We start from the raw sequence: 15,909 nt of genomic DNA, 5'->3' as shown, positions 1-15,909 counted from the left end.
CCAGCTCAAGCCTTTCTTTCATTTGTTCAGTTGGTTGTAGGTACCATTTCTCTCATTTTCGTGAAAATTTTCGCTGTTTAAGAGGGGGGTAGCTTTAGGTTTGGGATTGTTTTGCGTTACACAATAATCAATCTTATCTGGTTAATAGCTCTGCTGTGGGATTGATCTATGCATTCTGGTTCCTTGCTTCGTTTAAATATCGATGACTTTAAAAAAACTGCATTAAGGGTCCCTTACCAGTCAGTGGATAGCGATCTATTTCCTGGTATAGAGCTTTGGGTTCGAAGGGATGACCTTCTCGATCCCCTGATCTCTGGCAATAAAGCCTATAAGCTTCTTTATAATCTGTTGGAGGCAGAGGCTCACCAATTAAGGACCATTGTAACCTGCGGTGGCGCCTGGTCGAATCATGTTCATGCCGTTGCAGCTGCAGGGGCTCGCTACGGTTTTAATACTGTTGGCATTATCCGTGGGGAGCGAGCGCAAAATTTAAGTGCTACTTTGCGAGATGCAGAGCGTTTTGGGATGAGGTTAATTTTTGTGACCAGGAATCAATATCGCAGAAGAGGGGAGGTAAGCTTTCTTAATGAAGTTGGGCTGAGAGAGGAATTGGCGTTGTTCATACCGGAGGGGGGGGCTAACTATGCTGGAGTGGAGGGGGCAAGGCTTCTAGGTGAGATAATTTTAAAAAGTGCCCCGGTCAAATTTGATCAAGTTTGGACGGCTTGCGGGACTGGAGCGACTTTTGCGGGGCTGGCTTTAGGCCTAAAGGGTATTTCAACAGTAGGGGTTGAGGTGCTTAAGGCGGGTGACGGTATAGCGAGAGATGTGGCGCGGTGGTTGGCGCCTGAGTGGGCTGAGGGTGAGGTTGCACAGATTGATGCAGCTAGTGCGATTCATACAGGTGAAGCAGGTGGTGCTAACTGCCAGTTGCTTGCGGGGTTTCATTGTGGAGGTTATGGCAAATACCCTGAGAAGTTACGGCGATTTCAGGATGAATTTGAAGTTGGAACAGGTATTCCGTTAGATCCTGTATATACGGCCAAGTTGCTATTGGCGCTGTCGAAAAGTGCAGAAAGCAGTCGGCTTCGGAAGGGCAGTAAGATATTGGCTGTTCACTCGGGAGGGTTGCAAGGGAGACGTGGCTTTGCTTGAGCCTGTGCTATTTTACGCAAGCTAGCGATCAATATAACTACGACGTTCGACTCATCTATAGGCCTACGGCATAATAGTCAGTTCTGTGCTACCAGGCCTTACTCGGTACTGAAGGCGCGAACTCATCGTTGTGTTGGCCTAAAAGGCTGTTTGAAGTGCCGAAAGGGAGGAGCTGTGTCGGAATTTCAGAATATAGGGCTGATCGGTCGAACAGAAAGTGAAAATGCAGTTTCTTCTCTAAAGCGCTTGATGGCCTACCTGGAGGAGGAAGGTTACAGTGTGGTATTGGAGGAGGGCACAGCTTCTAGTGTCTCGTCCCACAATGCTCGCATATCTTCAAGGGATAAGCTGGGTGAGTTGTGTGATCTTGTTATTGTTGTTGGAGGGGATGGTAGTCTCCTTGGGGCGGCCAGAGCTCTGGCACGCTTTAGTGTTCCTCTTCTAGGTATTAATCGTGGCCGTTTAGGTTTTCTTACAGATATTACGCCTGATCAGGTAGAGCAGAAGGTTGGTGAAGTTTTATCTGGCAAATACATGGCAGAGAGCCGGTTCTTACTGGATATGTCGGTCACTCGTGACGGTAGGCCTGTCGGAAAGGGCTCAGCATTAAATGACGTTGTCCTTCATCCCGGTGAATTTATAAGAATGATAGAGTTTGATCTCTATATCGATGGTCAGTTTGTGTATACACAGCGGTCAGATGGGTTAATTATTTCAACTCCAACGGGCTCTACCGCTTATGCGCTCTCCGGGGGAGGCCCCATTATGCATCCTAAGTTGGATGCTATAGTTTTAGTTCCTATGAACCCCCATACCTTAAGCAGTCGTCCAATTGTTGTGGAGGGTAGTAGCGAATTTAAATTGATTGTCGGGGATCAAAATATTGCTAAGCCTTATATTACTTGTGATGGACATGATCAGGTGGTAACGGAGCCTGGCGATGTTATTCGAGTCCACAAAAAACCACATCGGCTTACCTTGATTCACCCTATTGATCATAATTTTTATGAGACTTGCAGGTCTAAGTTGGGGTGGGCGGAGTAGGATATTTTAATAAATAAGCATAGTCTTTTGGCGCCATTTGTATTCATGTTGCCTCTTTGATAGCGATAAGTGATTTAATATGGGTAGGCCTTAGTTGAATTAGTTCAGGCCAAACCTGACACTTCCTCTTGAAAATAAGGGCCCTCTCCCTTTTTGTAAATTGGTCTGAGGGCGGCCGAAGGTTTAAGATTATAGGTTTTTATTGAACTTATTTGACACTGGAAAGGGTTCGGGTGGGATTGGTGCAGAGAAAAAACTGCATAGAGGTTGCCACCCTTTGTCCAGCTTCATAAAAAGAATATCTCCTGGAAAGTCTCGATGGAAAGACTCAGCAAGAGATCTCTCTTTTCTGTATTCCGCTCTCCTATGATTGGCGGTCTTTTCCCTGTCTTGCCAAGCCTTTTTTGCTTTAGGATATACGGTAGGGCTACTTAACTCCCAGTTTTCGACGCTTTTTACCCACTTTTCTAAGTCTCTATCAATCCATATAAATTTTGAATTTGGAAATGCTATCTTCTTCGCATAAATATTAATTCTGGTATGACCTATCGGGCTGTCACTAAATATAGAGAAATCATTGACGCTCTTCAGTATGGGCTCCATTAGGAGTTGGATAGAATTTTCCAGGTGAGTATTAATGTCATCAGCAGAGCGAACGCTAGCCATCAATCTATTAATCGCTTGAATGTACTGTAAATGATACCTGGAGAGTACTCTTGTTCTTTTCCTGGAAATAGTCCCAGTGTGTCGAGAGCTCTTCCAACAGAGGTTGTACCTGTTTTGTACATTGAATGAATAATGCATACCGGCTTAGACTTAAAACTTGATCTCATAAATGCCTCAATTTACATTATAGTTGAATGGCCCATCATCCTTTAAGCAAGCTTGCTTGGTGATTTTGTGGCTCTTTATGTTACTTTACGGGGTCAAGCTCTGAGTGCTTTCATATGTCTTTCCCCTTTATGTTTGGTTATAATCTATCACTTTTCTGGTGTGGCCGTATTTTGCTATGGTAACTAATGAGATAATTAAATCCCCCAGCTTTGCCGGGGGGATTTAATTAAAAGTAAGCTTCAGTCTGTAAGGAGGTTGGCTTAGCTTTCATTGCCTTGTTTTGCTAGTTTTTCAAGCTCTTTAATTTTGTTCTTAATAAACTGTCCTTCAGGGCGTAGCTTCTCTGCTATTTTCATTAGATCTAAAGCTATCTTAGGGTTAAGCATTGCTATGCTTAATGAAGCATCTCTAATGGAATCAATTTCACTCTCCAATAAATGCCTGGAGTTTAGTAGGTGGGCAATATCATAGATTGATTGCTCTGGGAATTTATAATTATCGACTTCTTCATTTGTGGTGATCTCATCAGAGAGAAAGTCAACCTGATAGTTATCTCTCAAGAGAGTGAGGTACTCTTGAGATTTGCGAAGTAGGTCATCAACTTCTTCCTTCGGGGGGTGGTATGTATCACCAGCTATTGAGTATAAATATGAGGCATTTGCTCTATGTTTGGAGTGGCGAGGTGCGATCTCAAATAATTTGTCAGCTACCAATAATGCCTGAGTGCTGATGGATTCATTTTTTCTGTTTTCTTTTGGGTATTCAGTGCAGTTTAGGTTGATTGCGAAGCAAAAATCCTCGAGCAAAGAGTTGTTTTTAAAAAAAGCCCTCCCAAATTTTCTAATGCGTAACTTATCTTTGCCAAACGTATTTGCAAGAGAGTCTAGTTTTCGTATAGTTATATTGTGAGACTTCTCTGTTAAAGCCTGTTTCAGGGAGCATTGCCCGGTTTTAACTCGCTCTACTATGTGAGATTTATACCTTTCTGTAGGGTGTCTCATATATGCGATAATATAAACTTTGCTAAATAGCTTGGAAAAGAAATCATGGAATTCCGAATGCTCTGAAATTGGCATTGAGGAAATGAACTCAGAAGAGATAATGAAGTTTTTGTCTCTATGTGCGTTGACCTCCCTTGCGAAGTTCTCTTTTCCTTTATCAACTAAATTTTTTGCCTGCTCCTTGGGTAGCCCGCACTCTCTTGCATATCTACTCCCGTCGTCCCAATAGGCTGCCCAGAAGTGATTGTCGACACCTGCAGATATAGAGTAATGGTATGAAGATTTGTGGAGCAACTCATTGCTGCTAAAAAAAGAGGTTTGGATGGATGTGGAGCCACATTTATAGTCGCCGATATGTATGTATGCTGCTGTCATTTGATTCTCTCCTATTGAAGATTCTAGTGTTTATGTAAGTCACTATCTATTCTTGGGCGAAATAGAGGAGATTTCAGGAGTGTAACAAGCATTCTAGCTTGGAGTGTGAGTGGGACTTTGCCTATGCGCATATCACGAAGGCGTCCAATGACAAAGCTTAGCCATGATAACTTTCCACCATCATGGTGCCAAATGTGCCATCCTTGGTTTCTTGCTCCATGCATATATTTCCATTTATTTGCGTCGTTAACTAGCGCAAACCATACGCCTTTATTTTCGGGAGTTAAGTGAGCAACAATACTATTGCTGTCAATAAAGCATGGATATTTTTTGGATATTCTTTTTGTGTACTCAACGTCATCGTACCAGATAAAAAAGTCACTGATAGGTAGGCCAACAGACTGAATGGCGTTCCTACTGAATAGAACAGAGACAAAAGAGCAGCAGTCTACTTTGGTTATAGATTTGCTGATGTCTTGGTGTCTAGCCCAGTCCCAAGTTGGGCTGGGTTGATTCATCTCGCAAATGCTGTCATCTTTCCATATAACTTTGGAACATATGAATCCTGGCTCGATATTTTGGGTGGTCAGGAGATCCCAATTGGTGGTAAGTGACTTAAGAGCATTAGGCTTTGGTTCGCAGTCGTCGTCCATTATCCAAACAAAATCTGCTCCGTCCTTGTAAGCATATTTAATGCCTTCGGAAAACCCTCCGGCGCCGCCAATATTTTCTTTCAGGTTTAGAACCTGAAGCTTGGGATCTGCCTGAGATGCATTTTCCAGAAGCTGGTGTGTGCCATCTGTTGAGCAGTTGTTGACTACAACAATCTTGTAAATATTTTCTGTCTGGCTCTGTACTGCCTTAAGCGTATTCTCCAGCAGCTCCTTTCGGTTATACGTAACGATAACAGCAAATATCTTACTGGTCATAAAGCTGTCCTAGTGTAGTTTCGCAAAAGGATTGCTCTTGCATTTTAAGGAAGTTTTCAAGCTGGGCTGAGTGAAGTTTTTCTGTCTCTAATGAGGAATCAGAGAGTGATAAAATTTTCTTTGACATTTTAGAGATAAGATTCCTGTCTAAAAAATCAACGACTCCCTCTGTTGTCAGAAGCTCTCTTTGGGCGCCAACATCGGTGGAAAGTACAGGTATACCTCTGCTAATAGCCTCAAAAGCCGTTAGTGTTAAGCCTTCATTTACCGAGTTGATCAGCAGTAAATCGATATCACTAAATACTTCATCTTTATTGTCGTTTCTTTCATAGAAAGTAACGTACCCTTGCTTAATTAGGCCCTTAAGGGAATCTTTAAAGGGTTGCTCCATAGAGCCTTGCCCTGTGAGATGGAATTCAATACCTTCCGATTTATTTTTGTGGCATTGCTTAATTATTGCAGATGTGACGTGCAGCTGTTTTTGCCATTCAAAGCGGCCATAAAAGGCAACTTTAAAACTCCCACTTCTTTTGGTCGCTTTGGAACTCAAGGGTTGAGATGTTCCAGAGAGATACAAGAGCTGAAGGTTGTCGGGGGCAACATTTTCTTTCAGGTAGTATTCTCTAAGACTGTTAGATATTACGTGATGAGTATCTATATATTTAGAGTAATAGATGCTGGTTTCAATGTAGCCGCCAGTAAAGTGTTCAAGTACATGCGCGGAATCTACAATCTTCAGCTCTGGAAAAATTGCTCTTATGAGAGGTAAGTGATAATACCCTAGGGATGAGTGATGAATGTGAAGGGTTGTTATCTCTCTGCTCCGAAGAAATTCGAATAAGAATGATAGGAACTCAGGTTTCCCTCCTATTTTGTCAAACTCAATAACTTCGCTGCATGTTTCCTCGAATGCAGGTTTATCCTTGTTTTTAGATGGGACGGTGGAGATTGCAAATGATACGCCTCCATTTTTTTTAACAAAGTCTGCACATTCAAGGGCAAACTTTTCTGCTCCTCCAAGTTCGAACCAGTGAACAAGGTGAAGAACCCGGCTTTTGGCTAGTGTAGTTATATTCCCCTTTGAGTTAAAGCTTGGGGTGGGGATGCTCGCAGCGGGGAGTCTCCTAAAGTATTTGGGAGATGAGTTTAAGTGGTCTTGATAGCGGCGCAAGAATAAGGGAGCTAACTCGAAGCGCAAGCTATCCTTTTTCTCTAAGACTTTCGCTTTGATTTTTTTAATTATTGGTTTCATTTTCTTTGAATGCTCTTGCCGTGTTTAAGGCTTGCCTGATAGTTACATCCATATCCAAGTATTGATAGGTGCCCAATCTTCCTACAAAAGTAACGTTTTCTGTTCTATCTGCAGCTTCTTCGTACTTCTTTAAAATGCCAACTTCTTGAGCGAGTCTGATTGGGTAATAGGGTGTATCGTTTTCTTCGCAAGCTCTAGAGAACTCGTGATAAATTATAGTTTTTTTGTGTTCTTCCCAGGGGGCGAAATGCTTGTGTTCAGTGATTCTTGTGTAGGGCACCTTTTCTTCTGTGTAATTAATTACAGCATTCCCTTGCGCATCTCCATCTTGAGTGCTTCGTTCAAAATCTAGGGTTCTATAACCAAGTCGACCATGTTCATAATTAAAGAATGCATCGAGAGGGCCTGACCAGAAAGTATGTTTGTAGTTTTTTCTTTCATCTGGATTGAAGAGGCTGTTCAGGTGGACAGTGATATTTTCATGCTCAAGAATCTTGGCTACGATCTCGGTATAGCCATTCTTTGGCATGCCTTGATAGGGATGATTGAAATAATTGTCGTCATAATTAAAACGCACAGGAAGGCGCTTAAGAATGGAAGCAGGTAGTTCGGAAGGGGGGAGCCCCCACTGCTTTAGGGTATAGCCTTTAAAGAAGGCTTCATACAGATCCTTTCCAACAAAGCGGAGTGCCTGCTCCTCAAAGGTTTTAGGGTTTTCGATGGAGAGGTCTGCCTGAGATTCAATCCAGGATTTGGCCTCGCTAGGAGATAATGTTTTCCCGAAGAATTGATTTATGGTGTGCAGATTAATAGGCAAGCTATATACGTTACCTTTGTAGATTGCCTTGACACGGTTTTTGTAGGGCATCATCTCGGCATACTTGTTAATGTAGTCCCAAACCTCTTGATCTGCAGTGTGAAAAATGTGTGGCCCATACTTATGGACCATTACGCCAGTCTCGGTATCGCGTTCAGTGTGGCAGTTTCCTGCTATGTGCTCTCGCGCTTCAAAAATTTCAATTTTATATCCGGCTTCTGCAAGCTCTCGGCCGATGACGGCCCCAGAGAATCCAGCACCGACAATGGCGATGGAGTTAGTTGTTGAAGTCATTGCAATTTTCCCTGAGTTTTGGTCATAAAATCAAATAATGCTTTAAAGGTTTCTAGACTCTCGTTTCTTTTCCGATGAGAGAGGCTGCAAATAGTCGCCTTTACAAGGAATCTAATGAAGAGGTAAGGAGTTGCTATGCTGTAGTGTCTTGCTGCGACATATAGAAAATTTCTAACATCGTAGTACTTGATCCCGGGTCGATATAATTCTTTTTTTGTGGGATGGGCGACGCGCGCCTGTGGCTCAATAAGTGTCTTATAGCCAGCTTTTTTTGCTCTTAGACACCACTCTACATCATCGAAATGAAGGAAGAAATTGGCGAATCCTTGGAGTTCTTTTGCGGCTGCCATAGGAATTAGCATGCATGCTGCAGATGCATATTCACTTTCGAAGCGCTCTTCAGGGAGATTGTTTACTTTTTCTCCGCTAAAAAGTAACTCTTGTCTGGCTTTCCACCAGCGTACCTTGGCGCCAGCCTCTGTTACCTTTTCGACATTTGACTTGTCTAGAATTACTCCTCCAATAATACTTTTGCTTGCCTCTCTTTCTGCACCACCAACTAATCGTTTTAGTGTATTTTCTTGCGGTGTTGCATCGTCATCTAGTAGCCATATGTAATCTGCGCTATTTTGGGATATTGCGGCCCCAATACCTTTACTAAAGCCGCCAGAGCCTCCAATGTTCTCCGGCAGGTTGAGCGCCCTGATTGATATTTTGGAGTCTTCGTTGTGCGCTATAAACTCATCTACAGCAGACGCAGTATCGTCGTTGCTGCAGTTATTAACGATCGTAATGCCGTAAGATTCTTTTGGGTAGTCTAAATGCATTAATAGTCTCAGTTGGTCAAGCAGGTCCGCTTTTCGATTGTAAGTTACAATCACAATCTCAATGATTGGCGCTGAGGCTGATTTGTTTGAAGTGTTCAAGATCAAACGAGTAAACTCCTTCGTGAAAATTTACCTTGCATGCGCAATTCAATTGTGTGCCGGTGAGCTATTGTTTAGTTTTTGTCTAAGGTTAATGCATCTTTTATTTATTTCAGCTAATTGGTTCGCAACAATATCTTCAGAGGTGGTTATCACATCGGATAGTCTCGGTAATCCGAGAGATCTGGGAGTTCTTTCGCTTGAGAAGGTGATCTGTCGGGAGCTAATTGTGAAACAGTTATACACTCGGGATATTAGGCGAGCAGATGCTCGCTTATTCCAGCTTAAAAACGCACCTTTCTTTTGATGTTGAGGGGCCTCTGCAAGACGCTGAGAGAGTTGGTAGCGAAGTCCGAAAAACTTGTTTCGTGTCAGAATTGAAGTAGCATAGATGCCTGCAATGCTTGGGGTGACATTGCGAGTGATTTTACTGGCTCGGATAGAGTTTTGAGTCTTAGTTAGGCCTAAGCTGCTAAAAAAGTCGAGGATTAGATTCTGGCTATCCCACTGGCTTTTATCATATGGGCGTACGATGATGTTGTTGGGATACTCTTTTTTCCAGCGCTTGATAAAAAGTGTTTTAAAAGCTGCATGATAAACATAGGGGTCAAAAATTGTTGGAATATATTTTGCCGCTAGATACTGCCACCTGAATGCTGCATATGATTTTGCACTCTTGAGTCTTTGCATGGTTCCTGACTCTAGATATTCATCGGCTCTACGGATATATGCAATTACATAGGTATCAGAATGGTTTAGCCATTTTTTGAAGAGGGCAACCTCTGAGGCCTTTAGGCTACATAAGGCTTCAGCGCTTATTATGAGGTGCTCTGGCTGAGAGGAGATTACTCTTTCTAGTTCGGCCCAGCATTTGCCTTTTTTGCCTGATCGAATCTCTCGAAACAGGCATTCGTGATGATTTTCTTGCTTTAGGAGCACCGGGTACTCAATCCCCTGTGATCTGAGTACAGCTTGATTTTCACTTAGGGCTGCTTGAATAGCAGTTGATCCAGTTTTATCTGAGCCAATATGAATGTAGATTTTCATGTTGGTGTTACCCGGCCTCATACATGCTTAAGACTTCTTGCGCCTCACCAATCGACTTAACTGTTCCGCTCTCTATCCATAAGACCCTGTCACATAACTTCCTTAGTGTTTGGATGGAGTGAGACACTAAAACTACAGTTTGGTTAGATTGCACCTTGTTCTTTAGAGCCTTTGCAGATTTCTGCTTAAACTCCCTGTCACCGACTCCGAGGATCTCGTCTAGTAGCAGTACATCAGGCGTTGCATGAATTGCCGTGGCGAAGCCGAGACGAGCTTTTTGTCCTGCAGAGAAAGTGCCGACTGGTTCTTTAATTATGTCGCCAAGGCCTGAAAACTCTGTGATAACGGGGATCATAGCTTTAGCATGTCGGATGCCGCTGCCCTGAGTTACCAGAGCCATAAGGGCATTATCAATACCGCTCAAGTTTTTATTGAAGCCCAACCCAAGTGATAGCAGCTGTGATTTAACTCGGGGTTGCCTGTGAATTTTTCCTGTATTTGGAGCAATAATATCTGCGAGCAATTTAAGCAAGCTTGATTTGCCGGCACCGTTTCGTCCGACAATACCAAGTGTTTCGCCTGTGAGAAGCTCAAAGGAGATATCCTTTAGTACCCAATTCTGCTTTGTGAATAAACTCAACTTTCCACGGTAGGCAAGCCCCACTTTCGAGAATGTTAATATTGGCGAACTCATAGCAGTACTCTTGGATAAGTTCTATCAAGTATCTTAATCAATACCAATGAAGAGAAAAGCGATATAGCACCAATGATAAATGGGTAGGCTAGATCTCCAATTTCAGGTATTTGATTTTCTAAAAGGACCTTTCTGTAACTATCAAAAATTTCAGCATAAGGGTTGAGTAGAAGTAGCTCCTGAACTTCTGATGGGCGGCTACTGATATCAAAGAAAATGCCAGAGGTGAAAAGCACTCCGGTCACGCATAAAGGTACAAGGTGTCGTAGGTCGGGTATCAACGGGATTGTTGCTGCAGCTAGCAGGCTCAAGCCCAAATTGATGATGAGCTGTGAAAAAATAACAGGGATAAGCCCGATCCATGCTGCTGTCGGAGCAAATCCTGAGAGCCATAGCGCACCAAAAAGTATTGGTAGGACGCATATAAACCTCAAGAGCATCGATAGATTGATTGAGCAGGCAAATATCCACTTGGGCAGGTAGAACTGGCCAAGTATCCCTTTGTTGTTGACTATCGATTCGGCGCTATTGCTTATGGATGATGCAAACCACTTAAATGGGAGCATGCCACATAGTAAGAATGCTAAGAATTCTGCCCCAGCTTGGTTGCCACGGAATCCAGATGCGAATGCGAAATAGAGGAGCCCTGTGAGAAGAAGCGGTTCCATTACCCACCAGACAGTCCCCAGGTAGGTATTTTCCATGTCTGCTTTTAAGGCGTTTACGCCCCTGAGCCAAACAATATTGAAGTGATTCTTAAGCATCCAGGTGTTACGGTTACAAATAGAGGTGGCATTATAAAGGCACAACAGCGCCAAATATACAGGAAAAGCTTTAGAAACAACAGCTTACATGCTGTAAACTAGTACGTTAAATTTGTAAAGGCCGCATATTTTGGTACAAAAAGTAACCGCAGCTCATTGTTATAGGACGTTCCTTCCTGAAACTCACGGAGGGCTGGAACAGGCCATATTTCAGATGGCCCGATCGGGAGGAGAGGTGTTAGCACTCTCTTCCAGGCCTGGCTCCTATGAGATTGAGTCGGGCCTGCAAGTTCGAACAAGTCGCCGATGGTTTTCTTTTAAGTCCATGTGTTTTGGACCCGGTTTGTTACTGGATGTATGGCGCAGTAAGGCGAAAGTGTTGCACTTGCATTTTCCTTGGCCTTTTGGCGATCTTGCCTACCTGTTCGCAGGCAAGCGGCGCCCATTGGTTGTGACTTACCATTCTGATGTGGTGAGGCAGAGGTGGCTCCTGAAGCTTTATACCCCTCTTATGAATCGTTTTTTTGCCAAAGCGGATCGTATCGTCGCTACTTCTGAGCAGTATGTGGCAACAAGCCCTGTTTTGCAGCGCTGGAAGCATAAGGTCTCTGTGATTCCCTTGGGGGTTGATGAGGATACCTTGCCGCTCCCGCGTGAAGACGACTTGAAGCGTATTGAGGGCACCTATGGCCAGGGCTTTATGCTTTTTGTTGGTGTTCTTCGTTACTACAAAGGCCTTGAATACCTGATTCGTGCTGCTGAGGGAGCGGGCTGTCGCATTCTAATTGCCGGGGCTGGGCCGGAAGAGGGGCGTATGCGCTCTCTTGTCTCTGAATTGGGGCTAGAGAATGTGGAGTTCCTGGGGTTTGTGTCTGATGAGGAGAAAGCTGCATTGTATCGACTTTGTGGTGCTGTAGTTTTTCCTTCCCACCTGCGCTCTGAAGCCTTTGGAGTCACCTTGGTTGAGGGGCTTATGGCGGGCAAGCCGCTGATAAGTTGTGAGATAGGGACGGGCACCAGCTTTGTGAACGAAGATGGGGTAACCGGTCATGTGGTACCTTCAGGGGATAGCGTTGCGCTCCGGGATGCCATGAATGATCTCAATTCTAACCCTGAAAAAGCCAAGATAATGGGGTCTGCAGCCCGCCAGCGTTATGAAGCTCTATTCACGGGCGAGAAGATGCGAACATCATATCAAGAGCTTTATCGGGAGGTTCTAGGTTGTGGCGTTGGCGGTGAAGTGATTGACTCTGATCGGAGCTCCTGTGCTTAGGATTGGTGTTGATGCCAGGCCATTGTCAGTTGTCACTACAGGAATTGGCCGTTATACGGAAGCTCTTATTGAGCGTATGGTAAAAAGCGGGCATGAATGGTTCCTTTATAGTGATGCGCCACTCCCTGAGAAGTTCTGTGAGGTTGCTAATGTGGTCGTGCGGACAGGGAGGGTTGGGCGTAAATCGTTGGGTACTCTTTTTGCCCAAGCCCGCTTCCCATCCTGGGCTAGGCATGATGACTTGCAGGTATTCTGGTCCCCCAGGCATCATTTGCCACTGATGATGCCTTCTTCGATAAGTCGGGTTGTGACGATTCACGACATGGTTTGGGCGCGCTTTCCTGAAACTATGTCTGTATTTGGTAAATACCTTGAAAGGGGGTTGATGCCCCCTTCTGTGAGTTCGGCGCAAGCGGTTATTGCGGTATCTGCGTTTACTGCCGATGAGCTGAAAGAGTTAATGCCGAAATCTGTGGGTAAGACTGTTGTTATTCCCGAAGCGCCTTTCTTAAAAGATGCCACTGACCGAGTTGATGGAGAGTACTTCCTTTTTGTGGGTACTCTAGAGCCCCGTAAAAATTTGGAGCGTTTGTTAGCTGCATATCGAGCTTATTTGGATGCAGCTTCACCAGAAGCATTGCCGCTTTATATTTGCGGTGGGCAAGGCTGGGGGTTACCTCGATTAAGTGAGATTATTGAGGGGTTGAGTTTAGGGGAAATGGTACAGGTGCAGGGTTATGTGCCTGACCACGAGTTGAGTGGCTTGTATCGCAATGCTAGAGCTCTGCTTATGCCCTCGATTTACGAGGGTTTTGGGTTGCCTATTGTTGAGGCGTTTTCACAGAATACTCCGGTTTTGACCTCTAATGTTGGCGCTATGCGCGAGGTGGCTGGAAATGGGGCTATTTTAGTCGATCCTCTTTCGGTTTCTAGCATGGCTGATGGTATCCATCAGCTGCATTCAGATTTGGATTTGGTCCATAGCCTTCAGGAGTCTGCAGGTGCTAGGGCGCATGAGTTTTCTTGGGATCGAGCAGCGGAAGCCACCTTAAAGGTGTTGGAGCAGGCTGCTATTAACGGCTAGCTGACTTCGGTTCATCTTTGTTATAGAGCTAGCTTTTGCGCCCCCCCCGTTTAGTTCAGTCTCTTGCTAATCTCTGCTGTATATTTGTGTTCTGCAGTTTCAAGTTTGGGGGCTATAAGGTTTATTCGAATTTATTTCTCCAGTGATTATTTCGGCGTTCTCTTAAGGTTGTCAATCTCTAATTGCTCTGGCTGCTGCCGAAATTCCCATCTATCTCTCTCCTGATCTAGTTGTTGAAACCCCCGCCCATCCTATTTGTCAGCTAAAGTTGTGGGTTGCTAATTCCGGGCGTTGTGCTAATCGTTTAGTCAGTGGTGATGATTCAAATGTCTGACAACATCTGCGATTGGTGCTGCTATGCAGGTTAAATTTTCCGTGATTGTTCCGGTTTATCAGCAGTGGCACTTCATTGAGGACTTGGTTCGTTGCATGGAGTCTCAGGTAATTTCAAAAGACCTTTTTGAGCTTGTACTGATATCAAATGATGGTAGGTCTCCATCTTTATTGGGAGGAGAAAGTTTTCAGATTAAGACTGGAGAGTGCAAAAAGCCTGGGTCTTATGCGGCAAGAAATAGAGGGGCAGAGTTAGCTGATGGAGATTGGCTTATATTTACGGATGCTGATTGCTTGCCGGATCCAAAGTGGATAGCTGGAATTGATAGGGCGATTAGGTGTTCGGTAGGAGGTGTAAAGTTATTTGCAGGTGATGTGAGAAGTCAGAAGCAGCATGGGTTCTCTAATATCTATGAAGTCTATGATTTTATGAGAGGGATACCACAAGAAGTTTACGTATCTGCAGGAGTTGCAGCTACAGCAAATATGGTTGTGGATCGGTTTTTGTTTTTGAAGTTTGGTGGATTTAGTGAGAATTCCTTTTCAAGTGGTGATTTTGAATTTTGTAGAAGATTGAGGGTGAGGGGCTATCAAATTTTATTTTTGAAATCTGCTTTTGTCCATCATCGAGTTAGATGCTCTTGGCGATCTGTTGCTGCAAAAGCAAAGCGGATAAAGGGAGGGCAGTTTTTTGTCTCTCGAGGGGTGGGGAGGTTTCAGTTGATTCTATATACCCTTCTTCCACCGGTAAGATCGGTTATATTTTTTTGGAGGAAAAGGGAAGTTTATATTGGTTATAGATTGTTGGCAATTTTCGTTCAGTTGAGGTTGTGGGGGGTTGAGATCTGGGAAATGGCTCGCCTGATGTTAGGGGCGAAACCTGAGCGACATTGATCGTTGTAAATGTTCGGAAGGTATTGGTTGTGGAGAGGTAGTGCGCTTGTGTACCAATAATTTTAACAGGCTGAGAAATGAAAAAAGCACTAATAACAGGTGTAACAGGCCAGGATGGCTCTTATTTAGCTGAATTTTTATTGGCGAATGGGTACGAGGTTCATGGGGTTAAAAGAAGGTCCTCTTCATTTAATACGAGCCGCATAGATCACTTGTATCAAGGGCCGCAAGATGATAGTAGAAGGTTTTTTCTTCACTATGGAGACCTTACTGATACGAGTAATTTGACCCGAATTCTTCAGGAGGTGCGGCCTGATGAAATCTATAATTTGGGTGCCCAGTCACATGTTGCGGTCAGTTTTGAGTGCCCTGAATATACTGCAAATGTGAACGGGCTTGGAACCCTCAGAATACTAGAGGGGATGCGTCTTCTGGGGTTGGATAAAACCAGATTTTACCAAGCCTCAACGTCGGAGCTTTATGGCGCTGCCAAAACTTCCCCTCAGAATGAAAGCACTCCTTTTTACCCTCGCTCGCCATACTCAATTGCAAAATTGTTTGCCTATTGGACTGTGGTCAACTTCCGCGAGGCCTATGGCCTATATGCTTGTAACGGAATCTTATTTAATCACGAGTCATCACGTCGTGGTGAAACTTTTGTTACCCGAAAAATAACTCGGGGTTTGGCCAATATCGCCCAGGGTTTAGAGCAGTGCCTGTATTTGGGGGAGCTGAATGCGCTGAGGGACTGGGGGCATGCTAAAGACTATGTTGAAATGCAATGGTTGATGTTGCAGCAAGAAAGTCCTAAGGATTTTATTATCTCTACAGGGCTTCAATATTCCGTTCGGGATTTTGTTCGTAATTGTGCTCAAGAGTTGGGGATAGCGGTAGAGTTTCATGGGGAGGGGCAGAAAGAGGTAGGTGTTGTTGCTTCAATTGTGGGGGAAGATGCTCCAGCAATTAAGTGTGGAGACATAATTGTTAAAGTGGACTCTCGTTATTTTCGCCCGACAGAAGTGGCGTCACTAGTAGGTGATGCCTCATTGGCTCGACAAGAGCTGGGGTGGACACCTAAAACAACCTTGAAAGATTTGATTGGGGAAATGGTTAAGTATGATTTGAGGGAAGCGAAGCGGAATTTGTTGTTGGCTGGGAATGGTTATCGCACTGAGCCTATTTTTGAGGAGTAA

At 44.1% G+C, this 15,909-nt stretch carries 15 protein-coding genes; 6 read left to right on the top strand and 9 right to left on the bottom strand.

Going from position 1 to position 15,909, the window contains the following annotated elements; translation table 11 throughout:
- Window positions 1-168: 168 nt before the first annotated feature.
- Together BTJ40_RS14140 and BTJ40_RS14135 are read left to right on the top strand one after the other, a co-directional pair.
- Window positions 169-1,155, top strand: a complete 987-nt coding sequence (locus tag BTJ40_RS14140) for a 1-aminocyclopropane-1-carboxylate deaminase/D-cysteine desulfhydrase (RefSeq protein WP_108733700.1) — start codon at window positions 169-171, stop codon at window positions 1,153-1,155.
- Between the two features lie 174 nt (window positions 1,156-1,329).
- Window positions 1,330-2,199 (top strand): NAD(+) kinase, encoded by an 870-nt coding sequence (locus BTJ40_RS14135; protein ID WP_108733699.1) that lies wholly within the window; start codon window positions 1,330-1,332, stop codon window positions 2,197-2,199.
- A gap of 189 nt (window positions 2,200-2,388) precedes the next feature.
- Here BTJ40_RS14135 and BTJ40_RS14130 read toward each other — a convergent pair whose 3' ends face one another.
- The 9 genes from BTJ40_RS14130 to BTJ40_RS14090 all read right to left on the bottom strand — a co-directional run bounded on the left by BTJ40_RS14130 (window position 2,389) and on the right by BTJ40_RS14090 (window position 11,132).
- Window positions 2,389-2,865 carry a sulfotransferase gene (locus BTJ40_RS14130; protein ID WP_108733698.1) on the bottom strand — a complete coding sequence of 159 codons (477 nt, stop codon included), beginning with the start codon at window positions 2,863-2,865 and terminating at the stop codon, window positions 2,389-2,391.
- 428 nt (window positions 2,866-3,293) lie between these two features.
- Entirely contained in the window at window positions 3,294-4,409 is a 1,116-nt protein-coding gene (locus tag BTJ40_RS14125; protein WP_108733697.1) for a hypothetical protein, read from the bottom strand.
- Between the two features lie 23 nt (window positions 4,410-4,432).
- Complete coding sequence (locus tag BTJ40_RS14120) at window positions 4,433-5,338, bottom strand: glycosyltransferase family 2 protein (RefSeq protein ID WP_108733696.1); 906 nt, start codon at window positions 5,336-5,338, stop codon at window positions 4,433-4,435.
- The gene (locus BTJ40_RS14115) at window positions 5,328-6,590 is read right to left on the bottom strand and encodes a glycosyltransferase (protein ID WP_108733695.1); all 1,263 of its coding nucleotides are present in this window, start codon (window positions 6,588-6,590) and stop codon (window positions 5,328-5,330) included. Before BTJ40_RS14115 ends, BTJ40_RS14120 begins: the two co-directional genes overlap by 11 nt.
- Window positions 6,574-7,701 carry a UDP-galactopyranose mutase gene (gene glf, locus BTJ40_RS14110; protein WP_108733694.1) on the bottom strand — a complete coding sequence of 376 codons (1,128 nt, stop codon included), beginning with the start codon at window positions 7,699-7,701 and terminating at the stop codon, window positions 6,574-6,576. The genes BTJ40_RS14115 and glf overlap by 17 nt, the downstream gene beginning before the upstream one ends.
- Window positions 7,698-8,633 carry a glycosyltransferase family 2 protein gene (locus BTJ40_RS14105; RefSeq protein WP_157954077.1) on the bottom strand — a complete coding sequence of 312 codons (936 nt, stop codon included), beginning with the start codon at window positions 8,631-8,633 and terminating at the stop codon, window positions 7,698-7,700. Before BTJ40_RS14105 ends, glf begins: the two co-directional genes overlap by 4 nt.
- Before the next feature lie 42 nt (window positions 8,634-8,675).
- Window positions 8,676-9,674 (bottom strand): hypothetical protein, encoded by a 999-nt coding sequence (locus tag BTJ40_RS14100; RefSeq protein ID WP_157954076.1) that lies wholly within the window; start codon window positions 9,672-9,674, stop codon window positions 8,676-8,678.
- A 7-nt stretch (window positions 9,675-9,681) separates the two neighbouring features.
- On the bottom strand, window positions 9,682-10,368 hold the full coding sequence (locus BTJ40_RS14095) for an ABC transporter ATP-binding protein (protein ID WP_108733691.1): 687 nt from the start codon (window positions 10,366-10,368) through the stop codon (window positions 9,682-9,684).
- The gene (locus BTJ40_RS14090; protein WP_108733690.1) at window positions 10,365-11,132 is read right to left on the bottom strand and encodes an ABC transporter permease; all 768 of its coding nucleotides are present in this window, start codon (window positions 11,130-11,132) and stop codon (window positions 10,365-10,367) included. Before BTJ40_RS14090 ends, BTJ40_RS14095 begins: the two co-directional genes overlap by 4 nt.
- 214 nt (window positions 11,133-11,346) lie before the next feature.
- On the opposite strand from BTJ40_RS14090, the gene BTJ40_RS14085 reads away from it, so the two are divergent.
- The 4 genes from BTJ40_RS14085 (at window position 11,347) to gmd (ending at window position 15,909) form a co-directional block, all read left to right on the top strand.
- Window positions 11,347-12,405: a glycosyltransferase gene (locus tag BTJ40_RS14085; protein WP_108733689.1), complete on the top strand. Its 1,059-nt coding sequence runs from the start codon at window positions 11,347-11,349 to the stop codon at window positions 12,403-12,405.
- Complete coding sequence (locus BTJ40_RS14080) at window positions 12,398-13,489, top strand: glycosyltransferase family 1 protein (RefSeq protein WP_108733688.1); 1,092 nt, start codon at window positions 12,398-12,400, stop codon at window positions 13,487-13,489. The genes BTJ40_RS14085 and BTJ40_RS14080 overlap by 8 nt, the downstream gene beginning before the upstream one ends.
- A gap of 357 nt (window positions 13,490-13,846) precedes the next feature.
- Window positions 13,847-14,716 (top strand): glycosyltransferase family 2 protein, encoded by an 870-nt coding sequence (locus tag BTJ40_RS14075; RefSeq protein ID WP_108733687.1) that lies wholly within the window; start codon window positions 13,847-13,849, stop codon window positions 14,714-14,716.
- A gap of 77 nt (window positions 14,717-14,793) precedes the next feature.
- Window positions 14,794-15,909, top strand: coding sequence for a GDP-mannose 4,6-dehydratase (gene gmd / locus BTJ40_RS14070; protein WP_108733686.1), 1,116 nt, complete (start codon window positions 14,794-14,796; stop codon window positions 15,907-15,909).

The organism is Microbulbifer sp. A4B17 (genome assembly GCF_003076275.1).
Taxonomy (GTDB): Bacteria; Pseudomonadota; Gammaproteobacteria; order Pseudomonadales; family Cellvibrionaceae; genus Microbulbifer.
Note: the sequence above shows the minus strand (reverse complement) of the source record. Positions and strands in the feature narration are given on the sequence as shown.